Genomic DNA, 14643 nt, shown 5'->3' with positions numbered 1-14643 from the left:
ATGGGAACATCTATAATATTGGTTAGGCCCCGTAATCCGCAAAACATAGGTGCGGCTGCGCGGGCTATGGGAAATTTCGGGCTAGCCGATTTGAGGGTGGTATCGCCTTACGAGCCTACTTGGCGAGAGGCGGTTTCCGCCGTGGGGGCGCACGAAATCCTAAAAAAAGCGAAACTTTACGACACTCTTAAGGACGCGCTTTTTGACGCGGACCTCGTCTTTGCCACCACCGCTCTAAAGAACCGCAAAACGGACAGGCCGATAGTGGCGCTGCCTTCTTTGGGGGGCTATTTGGAAGATTGCAAAAGCGAGAATACGGCGATAGTGTTCGGCTCGGAAAAGACTGGCCTTAACAAAGAGGATATAGCCCTCGCCCACTGCGTTTTAAATATTCCCACTTCGGCCGAAGTTCCTTCGATAAATCTGGCGCAGGCAGTTGTTTTATGCTGTTATGAATTATCTAAAATAAAACCCAAGAACAGGGGCGGGCGCTATAAAAAACCCGATTTTAAGGAAGTGGAAATAGTCAAAGACAATATTTTGCAAATGCTTTCACTTTTAGATTTGCCGCCCGTACTGGGTGATAAGGTATGCCAAAGCCGATTGGAGGATTTGGCGGCTCGTCGCATGCTGGATAAAGAAGATTTGTTTTTTGTAAACGGTATAGTTAGTAGAATAATTTCAAAGATTAAGGAGTAGACTATGAAATATTTTTTATTGCCGATATTTTTATTTTTTGCGGTTTTGTGTTCCGCACAAAACGGTGATAACGCCCCTGCGGCCGAATTAATATCTGGCGAAAAGGGGGATATTGTTGGCGGATTAGCGCAAACGTCCGCCGGGGATAATATACTATCTTCGGATAATTCGGCGCAAAATGATGAGGAAATATCCGACAGCGTGGCTTTGGGCGGGCAGCCGCTTTTGCCGGAGGAAAACAACCCGCCAAAAACGGAGGGCAAATCCTCCTCTTCTTTAAAGCCCGATACGAAAGAAGCGGCAGCATCTTCCGATGAGCCGTCTTTGGAAGATTTTTTAAAACGTCAAGAAGAGCTTTGGTTGCAGGAAAAGGAGGAAGAAAAGTCGGCTACCTCCCGCCAGGAAACGCGCTCTCGTCTTGAACCTCCTTCAATATTGTCCGAAAACGGACCTAAAACGGAGAATGAAAGCAGTAGCAATGCCGCTCCCGCACCTATAAAAGCGGCTGAAAAGAGCTCGCCAAAAGAGAAACAAACCGTTAAACAAAACACCGTAGAACAGGAGAAAGAAAGCGCTTTGACTCAAGCGGAAATAGACTCCGTTTCCCCGCAAGAGAAGGCGGAGGAGAAGCCTCCCAAGCTTCCTAACGATTGGTGGGGATTTTTTAAGGGAGTGGTTTTTACGCTTGTTTTGGGCGTGGCGGTATGGCTTCTGTCAAAGTACCAATAATATGTTAAAATAAAATAAAGGAATAAGACGTAGAAGACAGGAGCTTTATGCCTAAAAATATATTAGTAATAAACCCCGGCTCAACTTCGGATGACATCGGTTTTTACCGCGGGTTAAAGCCGGTTTTTGAGGTGAAACTGGAATATACCACTAAAGATCTTGCCCCCTATGCCAATAAAAACGTAACCGAAATGGCCCCGATGAAGAAGGCCATTATCCTATCTTATTTGAAGAAGAACGGTATCGATTTGAAAGAAATAGACGTCGTAATGGGAAGAGGCGGCCTCACCAAACATACTGAAGGCGGCACTTTTTACGTAAATGAAGCCATGCTTGCCGATTTGAGGAAGGGCTATTTGGGCGTTCATCCTTGTAATTTGGGGGGGATATTGGCCTCTATGATAGCCCAAGAAGCAGGCTGCCCCGCTTTGATCAGCGATCCGGAAGTCGTCAACGAGATGTGGCCCGTTGCGCAATACAGCGGAATGCCGGAACTGCCCAGAATACCTATTTTCCATGCTTTAAGCCAAAGGCGTGTTGCAATCCATACGGCAAAACAACTTGGCAAAGAGTATAATCAATGCCGTTTTGTTATTATGCACGCCGGCGGCGGGATAACTGTAGGCCTTCATATCAACGGCAAGGTTGTTGACGTTAATAACGGCCTTGACGGGGAAGGCCCTATGACGCCGCAGCGTTCGGGTACTTTGCCCACCGGCAATTTTATGAGGCTTTGTTACAGCGGGAAGTACACTTTGCAGGAAATGGCCCTTAAGGTTAAGGGACATGGCGGGGTGTGCGCCTATTGCGGCACTCACGATATTAAAGAGATAATGGATTTCATAAAAACGGGTAAAAAAGGCGAAAACAGCCATATAACCTGCAGCAGGGAAAAGGCTAAAGAAGCTATTGACGCTATGATATATCAAATGTCTAAATACATTGCATATATGGCCGCGCCCGCGCAAGGCAAGCTGGACGGCGTAATCCTTACCGGTGCGGTAATGTACAGCGAGTATATAAGGGAAACCCTGAAGGAAAAAACATCCTGGCTGGCACCGGTATTCGTCTATCCCGGCAGCGACGAGAAGGCCGCTTTAAAGGAAGCCGCCATCAGAGCGCTGGACAACCCTTCGTTAATTAAAGAGTATAAGTAAAGGAGATAAAAATGAAATTTAATAGCTTTTCTGAGCTGATAGATATGGTGAAAGGCCAGTCTAACAGGGTGGTAGTGCCCGGCGCGAACAATACCGAGGCGCTTACCGCCATAAAAATGGCCGACGATAAAGGTTTAATATCGGGCGGCGTATTGATAGGGCCGGTGGAATTGGTCAAGAAGATGATGACCGAAATCGGGCTTGCGCAGGATAAATTCGAGTTTATACAATGCGACGATGTTCCTACCATGTGCAATTTAGCAGTTGAGCAGATAGTAAAAGGCAAAGGCGACTTTTTGGTAAAAGGATTGGTCGATACCAAGTACTATATGAAGGCGATTTTAAACAAGGAAATGGGTTTGGTGCCGCAGGGCGCACTTTTGACGCATTTCGTATTGTTCAAGACGGACAATTACCACAAGATGTTTGCCGTGACGGACTCGGCGGTGTTGATCAGCCCCACTTTGGAGCAGAAAGCGCAGGCGATAAACAATGCTGTCAAGATTTTAAGGAAGCTCGGTATAGAAAAGCCGAAAGTAGCGGTAGTTTGCCCCGTGGAGAAAGTAAACGAAAAGATTCCCTCCACCGTTGACGCGCAGGAGCTTGTCAAAATGAATCAAGAGGGTAAAATAAAAGATTGTGTAGTGGAAGGCCCTTATGATTTGTATATAACGTTCTCCAAGGAACGCGCTGCGGAGAAAGGCATAAAAGGCGCGCAGGTCGCGGGCGACGCGGATTTGATTGTACTGCCCGATTTGGACGCGGCCAATCCTTTATACAAGGCTTTGGCGTTTTTCGGCAAAGGTACGGAAGCGGCCACCATTTTGGCCGGCCCCAATATACCGGTGATATTGCCTTCCAGGGCGGATCACCCGATGGTAAAGTTAAACGCGATAGCGCTTTGCTCTTATTTGAAAGACCAGAAATAAACCAAGAGGGGGCAAAAAATATTTTGCCCCCTTACTTTGTCCGATAGAGAAATGTCTAATATTTTTAATAAAGCGATAAGATATATAAAAAGGCACCCCGTATTTAGGGATTTTATTATGTATGTGCCCGTATTTGTATTGGTATGCCTGTTTGTGGCATACGGGATACAGCGGCACAAGGCGGTGGTGGAAGCCGCCCGCCAAAACCAGGAAATTATATTTAAGAAATACGAAGGCAATTTAAAGCAACATATTTCCATACCTTTGCAAGAAGCCGGCCTTTCCAGGGAAAAGGCCGCGCAGGTGGTAAATAAGCTCGATACCGTTTTAAGAATGAACCGCCTGGCTCCGCGCGACAGATATTTGCTTACTTTGGACGAAGAGGGAAATTTTAAGATGCTGGTGGTGACGAAAGATTTTTCCCGCTATTACGTCGCGCAAAACGGCGATGAGCTGGTAGCGGGGATTATGGATATTTCGGTAGAAAGCAGGGAGCGTTTCGCCAAGGGAGATGTGGACTATACTTTGTTTACTTCCATGCAGGAGCAAGGGCTTAAACCGACGTTTATTTTAGATTTTACCGACATATTTTCTTGGGCGGTGGATTTTAACACCGAAACCAGAAACGGCGATAAATTTGCAATATTGTGGGAAGAAGATTACACCAAAAGCGGGGAAACGCTGAATGAACGCATTTTGGCCGCCTATTATGACGGCGGCGTATCGGGCAAAAATTATGCCATACGCTTCGAGGATGAATTCTACGACGAGAATGGTAAATTCACTAAGAAAATGTTTTTAAAATCGCCGATAAGCGTAAGGGGCGTAAGGATATCTTCCAGATTTTCCAGGGGCAGAATGCACCCGATACTTAGGATAAGGCGTCCGCATTTGGGTATAGACTATGCCGCGCCGGCGGGCACGCCGGTAGAGGCTGTCGCGGACGGCGTAGTACGCTCAAAGGGGTGGAAGGGCGGCTTCGGAAACTATATGGAAGTTCATCACCCTAACAATTACGTAACGTGCTATGGCCATTTGAAAGGCTATGCCAAAGGGATAGCCAACGGCGTAAAAGTAAAGCAGGGGCAGACGATAGCGTATGTCGGCTCGACGGGCTTATCTACCGGGCCGCATTTGGATTTCAGGATAAGGCAGAACGGTAAATATTTTGATTTCTTGACCACCAAGAACAGGAGTTCGGCGTCAAAGGAAATACCTGCCTCAAAGAGAGAAGAATTTAATAAAATAAGAGATAAGTATTTGGCCATTTTGGAAAGTAAAGAGCAAGAACAGCCGAAGTGAATTTAAAAATTTAAAAGTAAGGGAAGGAATATGAAAAAAGTGGTACTTACCGGGGGGCCGGCAAGCGGGAAAACAACGGCTCTTTCAATATTGAAGGAAGAGTACGGTACGGATATAGAAGTGGCGGTGGAAGCGGCGACATTGGTATATGGCGGAGGGTTTCCCCGCAATGATAAGAGCCCGCGCCATACCTATCATGCCCAGCGCATAATATATACGACCACCAAGGAGCTTGAGGCTTTAGCCGAAGAGGTTAACCAGGGCGCCAAGATAGTTTTGTGCGACAGAGGTTCGCTTGACGGGGCGGTATATTGGCCTTACGGTGAAGAGGATTTTCTGAAAACGATGAAGACCAGCATTAAAGAGGAATATGAAAATTATTACGCCGTAATACATATGTCGCCGCCCAAAGAAGCGAAATACTATCAAAATACAAGCGTAAGGACGGAAACTTTGGAAAGAGCTTTGGAAGTGGACGAGGCTATATTGAAATTATGGTCCGGGCATCCGCGCCATATCGTCATACCGGAAAGCAACGACTATGTAAAAAAGGCTTTGATAGTGCGTAAAGCCATAAGAAAGATAATTAACGGAGAAATATAATATGGTGTTTGATTTTTTGTTTAAGAAGAAAAAGGAAGAAGAGGAAAACCAAACTTCCGAAGAAACAAGGGCAGCGGCTTCCCAAACGGATAAAGAGGCGAAAGCCTCGGATAGAAAAGAGGAGAAAAAGGACGGAAAAAAGAAGGAAAGCATAGAAGAACGCATAGAGCGCGAAATGCAGGCTTTGCCTTCGTTTATAAAAAATAAGATAAAAGATCCGACCATCAAACAGAAGTTTATCGAGCTTGCCAAGAGAATGGAGAAAGACGGCGTCGATATGAACTCGCCCAGGCAGATGAAAAAGTGGGTAAAAGAGCACGAAAAAGAGCTTAAAGCGGAGCAGAACTGCAAGGTGGAAACGGTAGTTAAAGGCGAAGAGCCGGGCCGTAACGATCCTTGCCCGTGCGGCAGCGGCAAGAAGTACAAGAAATGCTGCGGCAGATAGCGGCTAATATCTTTATATAGTAAAAATCCTCCTTATAAGGGGGATTTTTTTGTTTTAAGCAGTTGTTTTATTTTTTAACGCCGATATTGCCATTTAAAGATATTCGGAGTATAATATAAATATATTTTAACACCATATTTTAAGTTAAAAGAGAATATATACCCTTATTATATTTTGGTTTTATAAAGATCTTAAGAATCAAAATATTGGGGGGGCTTGCTTGTGGGGTACTAATTGTTTTTTTGGATGTATAGATAATATTTTAGGGGTTGGAGGTAAAGATGTGTAAAAAATTTTCTACAAAGGCGTTATTTGTTGTTTTATCTTTATTAGTTTCGCATGCTTATGCTGAGACTTGTTCCGGTTCAGTAAAGATACAATATCAGCAATATGGCAGCTGCGGAACCCAAGAGAGAACTTGTTGCGTTAACGGGCTTTGGTCGGAATGGGGAAAAGATTGCACTTGTTTTAATAGCGGAACTCAATGTGATGCTTTGCAAATTTATGCTGATTTTGATGCCGAAAATTGTAGATGTATATGTCCTGAAGGTTCCATAGAAGTGAACGGTGTCTGTGAGTGCGATAGCGCAAACGGTTATGAATTGGATAATCACGCATGTGTTAAAGATGATACACCTTCCTGCGGCCCGAATGAATGTTGGAATGGATCTCAATGTGAGGCTAAAGGTTCCACATCCGTTTCCTGTGTAGGATTTGTTCAGGAAACGAGCGGAGGAACTTTAACCCGAACGGCTACTTGCCGAGAAGGTTCGGGATGGTCTTATGGCTATTGGAAGGGTACATGCACTTGTAAGAGCGGATATAAATGGGTTCCCGGCAGCGGATCTTTAACCGGACATTGTGAGGCCAATCAATCTTGGACTTGGATATGCGACCATGGTTATATAGTATCTCATGATGGTTGTGATGCTTATAATGGCACAGCGCTTAGAGGGTATCCATGTTATAATAAAGGAGAAAGAGCAACAGCATATGAAGATATCGGCGGCGGACAATGTGAAACGGCATCTTGTGTATGCGGTGGATAGGATTATAGATTATATATAATTAGATTTGTTGGCATATGTTTGAGTGATATTTATATTGTAAGAACATTTGCCTTGGAATTGCAAAAGTTATTCTAACCCGCCAAGTTCCCAATTTGGCGGGTTATTTTATTTGTATTATTTTATGGATTGAATAGTTTTGATAAAAATTTTATTATTCAGAAAAAACAAAAGCCCCGTTCCAAAAGAACGGGGCCTCGTTAAGAAAAAACTTTTAAAGTTATTTCTTGGCTTTTTTGATGCCTTCAAGCACTTTTGGCAATATCTGATGGACATCGCCTACAATGCCGTATTTGCAGAAGTTAAATATAGGCGCTGAAGCGTCTTTATTTATAGCGATTATTATGTCGCTGTCCTGCATACCTACGGTGTGCTGTATAGCGCCGGAAATACCGCAAGCCATATAAAGCTTAGGTTTTACCGTTACGCCGCTTTGGCCGACTTGATGGTTCTTCGGTTTCCAGCCTGCGTCAATAGCCGCGCGAGAAGCGCCTACCGCACCGCCGAGTTCGGCTGCGATCTCGTTTAAGATTTCGAACTGTTCCGCCGTTTTAAGGCCTCTTCCGCCGGATATTACGATCTTGGCTTCGTCGAGTTTTTCCACCTCTTGGCTTTGTTCGATTTCCTTGCTGATAATCCTTACTTTCGACGCTTTCGGGCTTAAAGCGATAGGCTCGTTTATAACCTGCGCCGTTTTGCCCGGCGCCGTTACCTGCTTAGGCATTACATTAGGCCTTACCGTCGCCATTTGCGGGCGGTGGTTGGGGCATTTTATGTCTGCCATAATATTGCCGCCGAAGGCGGGCCTGGTCTGTATCAGGTTGCCTTCTTTTATCGATAAACCCGTGCAGTCTGCCGTCAATCCGACGAATATTTCTGCCGATATCCTGGGCGATAAGTCGCGCCCGACATAAGTCGACGGGAATAATACTATGCTGGGTTTGTATTTGTTGATTAAGGTAATCATTGCATTGGCGTAAGCCTCGGTGTTGTAATCGGCATAGCCGGGGCCTTCGACATTGTAAATTTTGTCCGCTCCGTAGGAGGCGAGCTCTGCAAAGTACCCAGCGTTGCTCTTTCCTATTACCACTGCGCAAAGATCTTCCTTAAGTTCATTGGCGAGCTCTCTTCCTTTGGTTAGGAGTTCCAAACTGACCGAACGGGGCGCCAATACGTCTTTTTCTTCCAACAGCTCGACAAATACCCATACGCCTTTATAGGCGGATAAATCTTTAGCGGCCGCTGTGCTTTGCGGCAGGCTTAAAGCCTTTACGGGGCATTGGCTCACGCAGGCTCCGCACATCGTGCAGGCCGAACTGGCCACCGCTTTGCCATTGACTAAACTTAAAGCCCCAAAGGGACATACGCTTACGCATTTGCCGCAACCTACGCAGTTTGATGAAATCTGTATCATTAGATTATTTCCTCCTTGGCTAAAATCTCAAGCACTTTGTCGGCCAATTCAGACGCGCCCGCGTTGAATATTTGGCCTTTGGGCCTGGCCGGCGGGGGGAATATTCTATCCACTCTGGTAGGGGAACCGTCTAAACCTAATTTTTTGGGATCGGCGCCGATATCGGCTGCTGTCCAAGTTAAAGAGGGTTTGTTCTGCGCGTGGAAAGCGCCCAAGAAAGAAGGGTAAGATGCCACATAATCAAACGGCATAGTCATAGTAACAAGCGCGGGCAAATCCGCTTCCATAATTTGGTGCCCGCCGTCTATTATTTTGCGTACCACCGCTTTGCCTTGCGCTACATCTATATTATCGCAGAAGGTGATTTGAGGTATGCCCAAGTGATAGGCGATGCCCGGGCCCGTTTGGGCGGTATCGCCGTCGATAGCCATTTGTCCGCACATTACCAAATCGAATGAGCCTATCTTCTTGATAGCGGTAGCCAAAGCATAGGAAGTCGCCCAAGTATCGGATCCGGCGAAGGCCCTGTCGGAAAGCAAAATGCCTTTATCGGCGCCCAAAGCCAAAGCAAGCCTTATCACGCTTTGCGCCTGATTGGGGCCCATCGACAAAACTGTTACCGTAGCGCCCGTTTTCTGCTTGATCTTAAGCGCTTGGCACAGCGCGAAATGATCGTAAGGGTTTAATATGCTCGGCACGCCCGCGCGCACCAAAGTAGACGTCTTAGGGTCTACTTTTACCCTGGAAGAATCGGGCACTTGTTTTATGCAAACTATAATATTCATAATAAATTGGAGCTCCTATTTCTTAAATATCTCTCTGAGTTTGGCCGATACTTTATCGGAATCCTCAATAGAGCCGTGCATATTGGCTTCTATTTGGACAAGATGCGTCGCGTTAAGCAAAGCCGCCGCGTCGGCCGTACCCGCGCTGAGTACGAGTTTCGCGCCTCTCGTGGCGATGTCGTAAGCCGTTTCCTTGGCGTTTACGCGGCACATCGCTTTTAAAGTATCCATATCAAATTTGCAGCCTTCCACTATCTTGCCGTTGCCTATGGCGCGGCAGAAAGCGGCTGCCACTTCGGCGTTGGCGATAAGTTCGCCCAACTTGAAAGTTATATATTGGTGCCTGGTCAAGCGTTGAACCCTGCACTCTTCCAGTACCGCGGCCAAGGCTCTTAAGCCCAAAGCTATCGCATTGGCGCCGACTTCGGGGTTCTTGGCGTGTATGGCGTCCATTTCGTCGGCGATATTGGTATAGTATGCGCCCCTGCTCTTTAAATGTTCCTGCCAGCGGCCTCTGTAAATGGTCATTTCCATTACTTCGTTGGTGCCTTCGTAAATGCAGGTTATCTTGACGTCGCGTTTTATTTTTTCTACCGCGAATTCTTTTGTGTAGCCGAAGCCGCCCAAAGCCTGTATGGCGTCTTCCGCGGCTTTATTGCCCGCTTCGGTGGCGTAGTATTTGGCTATGGAGCCTTCCGTCGCCTGGCCGTGATTGTTTACGTCAAGTTTCTTCGCGGTTTCATCGATGAAAGCTCTTGCCGCTTCAAATTTGATGTAATGCGGGGTTATCAACTTTAGCATATAGCCCTGCTTTTCGGAAAGCGGGCCGCCCGCCTGTATGCGGTGGTTGGCATAATCTACGGCGGTTTCTATCGCTTCTTCGCCGGCGCCCAAACCGAATGCCGCCACCATAAGCCTGGTGTAGCCGAATACCGCCTGAGCCTGCAGCAAACCCTTACCTTCTACTCCGCCGATTAAATTTTCGGCCGGTACGTAGACTTCGTCAAAAGAAAGGCCCGCCGTATTGGAAAGGCGTATACCGTGTTTATCCTCGTGTTTATCCTGCGTAAAGCCGGGGGTTCCCTTTTCCACCAAGAACCAGCTCGGCCCGCCCGGCGCCAAGGCCAGTACGGTATATAAGTCTGCCACCGCGCCGCTGGATATCCACATCTTGCTTCCGGTGATTTTGTATCCTTTTATTTTGCCGTTTTCAAGTACGTGTTCCGCTCTCGTCCTTAAAGATACGAGGTCGCTTCCGGCGTCGGCTTCCGTCGCGCCATAAGCTACCATTAAACTTTCTTTCGCCATTCTGTTAAACCAATGGGCTTTCTGTTCGGGCGTGCCGCCTACGGAAAGAGGGTCGCTGCCCAAGAATGTGGCGAATACCGATGTCGCTATGCCCAAATCTACGCGGGCCAAAGCCTCGCAGATACGGTATATGTCGGTAGTGGTGCCGCCCAAGCCGCCGTATTCTTCCGGTATGAGCAAAAGGTTTACGCCCAAGACGTCACTTTTGTACATATCTTTGATAAGTTCGGCGGGGAATTCGTTTTTGGCGTCGTGTTCGCGAATGAACTCAAAGGGGATTTTTGTTTTTGCGTAATGCTTTAAACTGTCAAGCATCAGCTCTCTGGATACTGCATCAATTTTTGACATAGATATCTCCTAAAAAATGTTATATATATAATACCATTTTTATCAATACAATCTCAAACCGGAACGGCCGGGAAAAGTGTATGCCGCACGCGCTATGCGCTGCGGGCTGATGAGTTTAAATTACTATTTTTGCGTGCCAAGATTTATAAATAGTTTTATGCTTGGCTCAAAAATAAAAAGCCCCCAAGTCAATCGGGGGCTTTTTGTCAAAACCGTACTGTTTAGTTGTTTGATGATCCGCTTAAAAGGCTTATCAAGTTTATCAGCAGGTTGATTATATCTAAATATATGTTTACAGCGAAGTCCAAAGCGGTGGACCAGTTGTTGGCTTCGGCAACGTTCTTTAGTTTGGCCAAATTATTAAAATCAAACAGCAAGTATCCGGTAAATATCAATACGGCTGCCGCGGAGATTATTCTGTTAAGGCCGCTTTTCATCTTAACGAACAGCCCTATAACGCTTATTACTATTACAGCCAAAAGCGCAAAGAACAATATCTTTCCCAGCCAGGAAAAATCTATCCCGGAATAGCTTGCTATCAAGCCGGTTACCAATGTGGTCAAAGCGGTTATTGCGGTAGCTTTTTGCACGGCTTCAGGATTGGTTAAAGTATATATCCCAAGCGTAAATCCGCTAGAAAGAGTAAACGCAAACATAAATACAAAACTTAAAAGCAAATTGCTTTTGAAGAACACTAACAGCAAAAACGCTATTATATTTACTATTAAAGCGGTCCACATAGTGGTTTTTATCTTTTCGGGGTTGCCCGTCTGCAAGGCGCGCTGGAATATGCCGGAGGATATTCTGCTGCCGATATAGGCCATAAAAAGCGAGCCCGCCAATATGACGCTGGTCTTTAAAAATAAAGTTTGAAACATATTTCTCCTTACTTTTTTGATTTTAGGTCTAAAAAACGGCACGCTTTATTGGCGTGCCGTTTTAAATCCGAGCTTCCGGGCTAGGGATCGAACCTAGGATTTCTCCTCCAAAGGGAGACGTGTTACCGCTACACCACCCGGAAATATTTTACAATGTTAAAGGCTTAATCCCAGCCGATATATATATTATATTTTATTTGTCGGCGGACGGCAAATTTGTTTCTTCTGCGGCGGGGGCGTCGTCGTCGGATTTAGGCGATACTCCGCTTGGGTTCTTTGCCAATTCCTCTTGATAGGCTTTCAGTATATTTTCTTCCAAATACTTTCTGAACTCCTGGTTTATCGGGTGCACCATATCTTTGTGGGAGCCGTCCGGCAATTTCCGTGAAGGCATACACAAAAATACCCCTTTGGCGCCTTCGACGATTTTCATATTCCTGACTACGAAAGAATCGTCAAAAGTTACGCTCGCAAACGCTTTTAGGCGTTCTTCGCCCATGAGATGAATTCTTATCTCCGTGATTTTCATACTTGAGTCCTCCAAAAGTGCGTTAAGAAAACTGTTCTTCCGTCTTTTTCTATTTCCTTAACGATTCCCTTTGCCTTCTGTTCATCTTGGACTAGCGCGAATACGCATGATCCCGATCCTGACATTAAGGCATATTGCGCGCCTAAGCCTATCAGTTCTTGTTTCAGCCGAGCTACGCTTCCCTTGTACGTGAGAACGGAGTCCTCCAGCTTATTGTAAATCAAATGGGCGTAATCTTGCAGGGGACTTCCATTTTCAATACTATATACAAGTTTATTAAGATTGGAGATATGTGTCAAGATTTTTTCTTGCGGATTTATAGCTAATTTTGTATAGGCTTCTTTTGTGTCCGATCCTTCGCCGGGATAGGCTATTATCACCCAAGGCGATCTTATTTTGCTTTTTATCGGGGTGAGAACTTCCCCTATGCCTTGCGCCTTAAAAAAAGTTTCGGGGTAGAGAAAGACCGGCACGTCCGCGCCCAGCTTTGCCGCTATTTGTAGCAAGTCCTTCATTCGCTTTGCGTTCAATTCTATGTTGAACAGTTGGCACAGGGCGTTTATTACGGCGGCCGCGTCGGAAGACCCTGCCCCTAATCCCGAACCAAGCGGCATATTTTTTTCCAAGCGGATATCGCAGTGCGCTTTTATGCCGAAATATTCAAAAAAAGCATTCGCCGCTTTATAGGCCAAATTGCTTTTGTCTCCTTTTAAATTGGCGCCGAACGGCCCTTTGATTTTTAAATTTATTTCGGTTTTATCGGCTTTTTGGGCGGATATTTTTATATCGTCGCCTATGGCCAGCTTTGCAAAAAGGGTAGCCAAGTCGTGATAGCCGTTTTCTCTTTTGCCGGTGACTTCAAGAAATAAATTTATTTTCGCCGGCGCAAATACCGATATTTCACTGCTCATTTGTTTCCCTCCCCGAGGAGTTTGCCTTCTTCATATATTTCTATTTTATTGGGTTGGCCGTTTTCCGAGTAGAATATTTTCTTTCCGCTGAGCAGATTGTTTTTGTAATTTTCCACTATCAGCAAAGAACCGTTTTTTGCGAAAGTTTTTCGCTCGCCCTCAAGCAGACCGTTATTGAAGTTCTCCTCATGCATAGGCTCGCCCGTTTCGTAATAGAAAGTTCTTTTCCCGTGTTTTTTGCCGCCTTTGTAAAACGCTTGTACCTCTATTATGCCTTCACTGTTGAATAGTTCGATTTTGCCGTCCCTTTTGCCGTTTTTATACTCTTCCGACATCAACAATTTGCCGGATGGGCTGAAGAGTTTTCTCGTCCCGTTGAGTATCCCTCCTTTATAAAACATTTCCTCTTCCGTAGGGATATTGTGGGTAAAATTAAAGCGTTTGGCTTTGCCTTCCTTAACGCCGTTTTTATACTCTTCTTCTGCTATCAGCCGGCCTTGTTTGTCGTAAGTTCTTACGGTGCCCTGGGGTATCCCGTTTTTGAAATAGGCTTCCATCTTGACGCTTCCGTTGGGATAGAACTCTTTAGCCTCGCCGCTGAAGGCTTCCCCTTGGCTGCTGATGATCTCCCCGGCTTCGTTGAGTTCCTGCAATGCGGTCTGTTTGCCGTTTATGAAGAATATCCTCTGATGTATATTCCTAATAAAAGTTTTTCCTTCCTGAGCGGGGGTGACGGATTGATCTTTCCCGCTTAGGCTGGTAAAGAGGCTTCTGGTGGAAGATCTTTCCGTTCTGCCGGTAAGTGTGAGCGAATTCTTTAGTTTCCCGTCCTTATATGTTTTTTCCATACACAAATCGGCGTAATACTCTTTTACTTTGCCATCGGGTATTTCTTCCAATTCGGAGGTGCTCTGAGTGGAGGCGTCCCTAATGGAAATCAAAGAGGCTTTAAAGAAAAATTTTTTATTTCCGAAGATTATCGCTATTATTTGATCTTTACTATCCATAGACAATCCGTTCCGTAAAAAAATTAAAAATCGACGCCGGAATAAAACGTCAAAGCGCGGCGCGCCGTTTAGGGTATTATACTTTTTTATAAGTTATTGACAACATTTAAGTAATGATATATCCTTAACATAGGGAGGAAAAGATTCAGTTACAGGGGTGTTTATCATGAGCGAAATACATCTTAACGACGCTAATTTCGATAAAGAAGTTTTAGAGTATAAAGGCGTGGCGCTGGTGGATTTTTGGGCGCCGTGGTGCGGGCCGTGCAGAATGCTGGGCCCCGTGATAGAGGAAATTGCGGCCGAGTATGAAGGCAAAGCCAAGATTTGCAAAGTCAATACGGACGACGCGGCTGAGAAAAGCGCACAGTACCGCATAGCTTCCATTCCCACTATTCTCTTGTTTAAAGACGGGGAATTGAAAGGGCAGATGGTAGGCCTTCAGAGCAAAGAAGAGTTGAAGAAACATCTTGATGCTCTTTTGTAAAAATTTATAATATAAATCTTACCGACGGTCTTTGCCCGCCTTTTC

General features: G+C 45.6%; 16 protein-coding genes, 1 tRNA gene and 1 pseudogene. 10 read left to right on the top strand and 8 right to left on the bottom strand.

Annotation, left to right across the window (positions count from 1 at the left end; genetic code table 11):
- The 9 genes and pseudogenes from ACQY3M_RS06370 to ACQY3M_RS06330 all read left to right on the top strand — a co-directional run bounded on the left by ACQY3M_RS06370 (position 1) and on the right by ACQY3M_RS06330 (position 6913).
- Positions 1 to 699 (top strand): RNA methyltransferase, encoded by a 699-nt coding sequence (locus ACQY3M_RS06370; RefSeq protein WP_428066863.1) that lies wholly within the window; start codon positions 1 to 3, stop codon positions 697 to 699.
- A gap of 3 nt (positions 700 to 702) precedes the next feature.
- Positions 703 to 1428: a hypothetical protein gene (locus ACQY3M_RS06365; RefSeq protein WP_428066861.1), complete on the top strand. Its 726-nt coding sequence runs from the start codon at positions 703 to 705 to the stop codon at positions 1426 to 1428.
- A gap of 47 nt (positions 1429 to 1475) precedes the next feature.
- Entirely contained in the window at positions 1476 to 2585 is a 1110-nt protein-coding gene (gene buk / locus ACQY3M_RS06360; RefSeq protein WP_428066859.1) for a butyrate kinase, read from the top strand.
- Between the two features lie 11 nt (positions 2586 to 2596).
- Positions 2597 to 3514: a phosphate acyltransferase gene (locus tag ACQY3M_RS06355; protein WP_428066858.1), complete on the top strand. Its 918-nt coding sequence runs from the start codon at positions 2597 to 2599 to the stop codon at positions 3512 to 3514.
- Between the two features lie 51 nt (positions 3515 to 3565).
- Positions 3566 to 4816, top strand: a complete 1251-nt coding sequence (locus tag ACQY3M_RS06350; RefSeq protein WP_428066856.1) for a peptidoglycan DD-metalloendopeptidase family protein — start codon at positions 3566 to 3568, stop codon at positions 4814 to 4816.
- Positions 4817 to 4846: 30 nt separating this feature from the next.
- Positions 4847 to 5419, top strand: coding sequence for an ATP/GTP-binding protein (locus ACQY3M_RS06345; protein WP_428066854.1), 573 nt, complete (start codon positions 4847 to 4849; stop codon positions 5417 to 5419).
- A gap of 355 nt (positions 5420 to 5774) precedes the next feature.
- Positions 5775 to 5864 (top strand): annotated as a pseudogene (locus ACQY3M_RS06340) (SEC-C metal-binding domain-containing protein); the annotation flags it as partial.
- A gap of 390 nt (positions 5865 to 6254) precedes the next feature.
- On the top strand, positions 6255 to 6422 hold the full coding sequence (locus tag ACQY3M_RS06335) for a hypothetical protein (RefSeq protein ID WP_428066852.1): 168 nt from the start codon (positions 6255 to 6257) through the stop codon (positions 6420 to 6422).
- A 2-nt stretch (positions 6423 to 6424) separates the two neighbouring features.
- A complete protein-coding gene (locus tag ACQY3M_RS06330) occupies positions 6425 to 6913 on the top strand; it encodes a hypothetical protein (protein WP_428066851.1) in 489 nt (162 codons plus the stop codon).
- 238 nt (positions 6914 to 7151) lie between these two features.
- Here ACQY3M_RS06330 and ACQY3M_RS06325 read toward each other — a convergent pair whose 3' ends face one another.
- The 8 genes from ACQY3M_RS06325 to ACQY3M_RS06290 all read right to left on the bottom strand — a co-directional run bounded on the left by ACQY3M_RS06325 (position 7152) and on the right by ACQY3M_RS06290 (position 14111).
- Positions 7152 to 8345, bottom strand: a complete 1194-nt coding sequence (locus ACQY3M_RS06325) for an FAD-binding protein (RefSeq protein WP_428066850.1) — start codon at positions 8343 to 8345, stop codon at positions 7152 to 7154.
- On the bottom strand, positions 8345 to 9130 hold the full coding sequence (locus ACQY3M_RS06320) for an electron transfer flavoprotein subunit beta/FixA family protein (RefSeq protein WP_428066848.1): 786 nt from the start codon (positions 9128 to 9130) through the stop codon (positions 8345 to 8347). The genes ACQY3M_RS06325 and ACQY3M_RS06320 overlap by 1 nt, the downstream gene beginning before the upstream one ends.
- Positions 9131 to 9145: 15 nt before the next feature.
- Complete coding sequence (locus tag ACQY3M_RS06315; protein ID WP_428066846.1) at positions 9146 to 10786, bottom strand: acyl-CoA dehydrogenase family protein; 1641 nt, start codon at positions 10784 to 10786, stop codon at positions 9146 to 9148.
- Positions 10787 to 11007: 221 nt separating this feature from the next.
- A complete protein-coding gene (locus ACQY3M_RS06310) occupies positions 11008 to 11664 on the bottom strand; it encodes a Bax inhibitor-1/YccA family protein (protein WP_428066844.1) in 657 nt (218 codons plus the stop codon).
- 72 nt (positions 11665 to 11736) lie between these two features.
- Positions 11737 to 11807, bottom strand: a tRNA-Gln gene (locus ACQY3M_RS06305).
- 50 nt (positions 11808 to 11857) lie between these two features.
- A complete protein-coding gene (locus ACQY3M_RS06300) occupies positions 11858 to 12193 on the bottom strand; it encodes a SpoVG family protein (protein ID WP_428066842.1) in 336 nt (111 codons plus the stop codon).
- The gene (gene ispE, locus ACQY3M_RS06295; RefSeq protein ID WP_428066841.1) at positions 12190 to 13104 is read right to left on the bottom strand and encodes a 4-(cytidine 5'-diphospho)-2-C-methyl-D-erythritol kinase; all 915 of its coding nucleotides are present in this window, start codon (positions 13102 to 13104) and stop codon (positions 12190 to 12192) included. Before ispE ends, ACQY3M_RS06300 begins: the two co-directional genes overlap by 4 nt.
- Positions 13101 to 14111, bottom strand: a complete 1011-nt coding sequence (locus ACQY3M_RS06290) for a toxin-antitoxin system YwqK family antitoxin (protein WP_428066839.1) — start codon at positions 14109 to 14111, stop codon at positions 13101 to 13103. Before ACQY3M_RS06290 ends, ispE begins: the two co-directional genes overlap by 4 nt.
- Before the next feature lie 166 nt (positions 14112 to 14277).
- On the opposite strand from ACQY3M_RS06290, the gene trxA reads away from it, so the two are divergent.
- Positions 14278 to 14598: a thioredoxin gene (gene trxA / locus ACQY3M_RS06285; RefSeq protein ID WP_428066838.1), complete on the top strand. Its 321-nt coding sequence runs from the start codon at positions 14278 to 14280 to the stop codon at positions 14596 to 14598.
- The last annotated feature ends 45 nt before the right edge of the window (positions 14599 to 14643 follow it).

Source organism: Candidatus Proelusimicrobium volucris, assembly GCF_959605025.1.
In the GTDB taxonomy this organism is placed as follows: Bacteria; Elusimicrobiota; Elusimicrobia; order Elusimicrobiales; family Elusimicrobiaceae; genus Proelusimicrobium; species Proelusimicrobium volucris.
Note: the sequence above shows the minus strand (reverse complement) of the source record. Positions and strands in the feature narration are given on the sequence as shown.

Coding starts and splice junctions, on each gene's coding strand:
- ACQY3M_RS06370 (WP_428066863.1), top strand. CDS start 1: ATGGGAACATCTATAATATTGGTTAGGCCCCGTAATCCGCAAAACATA.
- ACQY3M_RS06365 (WP_428066861.1), top strand. CDS start 703: ATGAAATATTTTTTATTGCCGATATTTTTATTTTTTGCGGTTTTGTGT.
- buk (WP_428066859.1), top strand. CDS start 1,476: ATGCCTAAAAATATATTAGTAATAAACCCCGGCTCAACTTCGGATGAC.
- ACQY3M_RS06355 (WP_428066858.1), top strand. CDS start 2,597: ATGAAATTTAATAGCTTTTCTGAGCTGATAGATATGGTGAAAGGCCAG.
- ACQY3M_RS06350 (WP_428066856.1), top strand. CDS start 3,566: ATGTCTAATATTTTTAATAAAGCGATAAGATATATAAAAAGGCACCCC.
- ACQY3M_RS06345 (WP_428066854.1), top strand. CDS start 4,847: ATGAAAAAAGTGGTACTTACCGGGGGGCCGGCAAGCGGGAAAACAACG.
- ACQY3M_RS06335 (WP_428066852.1), top strand. CDS start 6,255: ATGGCAGCTGCGGAACCCAAGAGAGAACTTGTTGCGTTAACGGGCTTT.
- ACQY3M_RS06325 (WP_428066850.1), bottom strand. CDS start 8,345: ATGATACAGATTTCATCAAACTGCGTAGGTTGCGGCAAATGCGTAAGC.
- ACQY3M_RS06320 (WP_428066848.1), bottom strand. CDS start 9,130: ATGAATATTATAGTTTGCATAAAACAAGTGCCCGATTCTTCCAGGGTA.
- ACQY3M_RS06315 (WP_428066846.1), bottom strand. CDS start 10,786: ATGTCAAAAATTGATGCAGTATCCAGAGAGCTGATGCTTGACAGTTTA.
- ACQY3M_RS06310 (WP_428066844.1), bottom strand. CDS start 11,664: ATGTTTCAAACTTTATTTTTAAAGACCAGCGTCATATTGGCGGGCTCG.
- ACQY3M_RS06300 (WP_428066842.1), bottom strand. CDS start 12,193: ATGAAAATCACGGAGATAAGAATTCATCTCATGGGCGAAGAACGCCTA.
- ispE (WP_428066841.1), bottom strand. CDS start 13,104: ATGAGCAGTGAAATATCGGTATTTGCGCCGGCGAAAATAAATTTATTT.
- ACQY3M_RS06290 (WP_428066839.1), bottom strand. CDS start 14,111: ATGGATAGTAAAGATCAAATAATAGCGATAATCTTCGGAAATAAAAAA.
- trxA (WP_428066838.1), top strand. CDS start 14,278: ATGAGCGAAATACATCTTAACGACGCTAATTTCGATAAAGAAGTTTTA.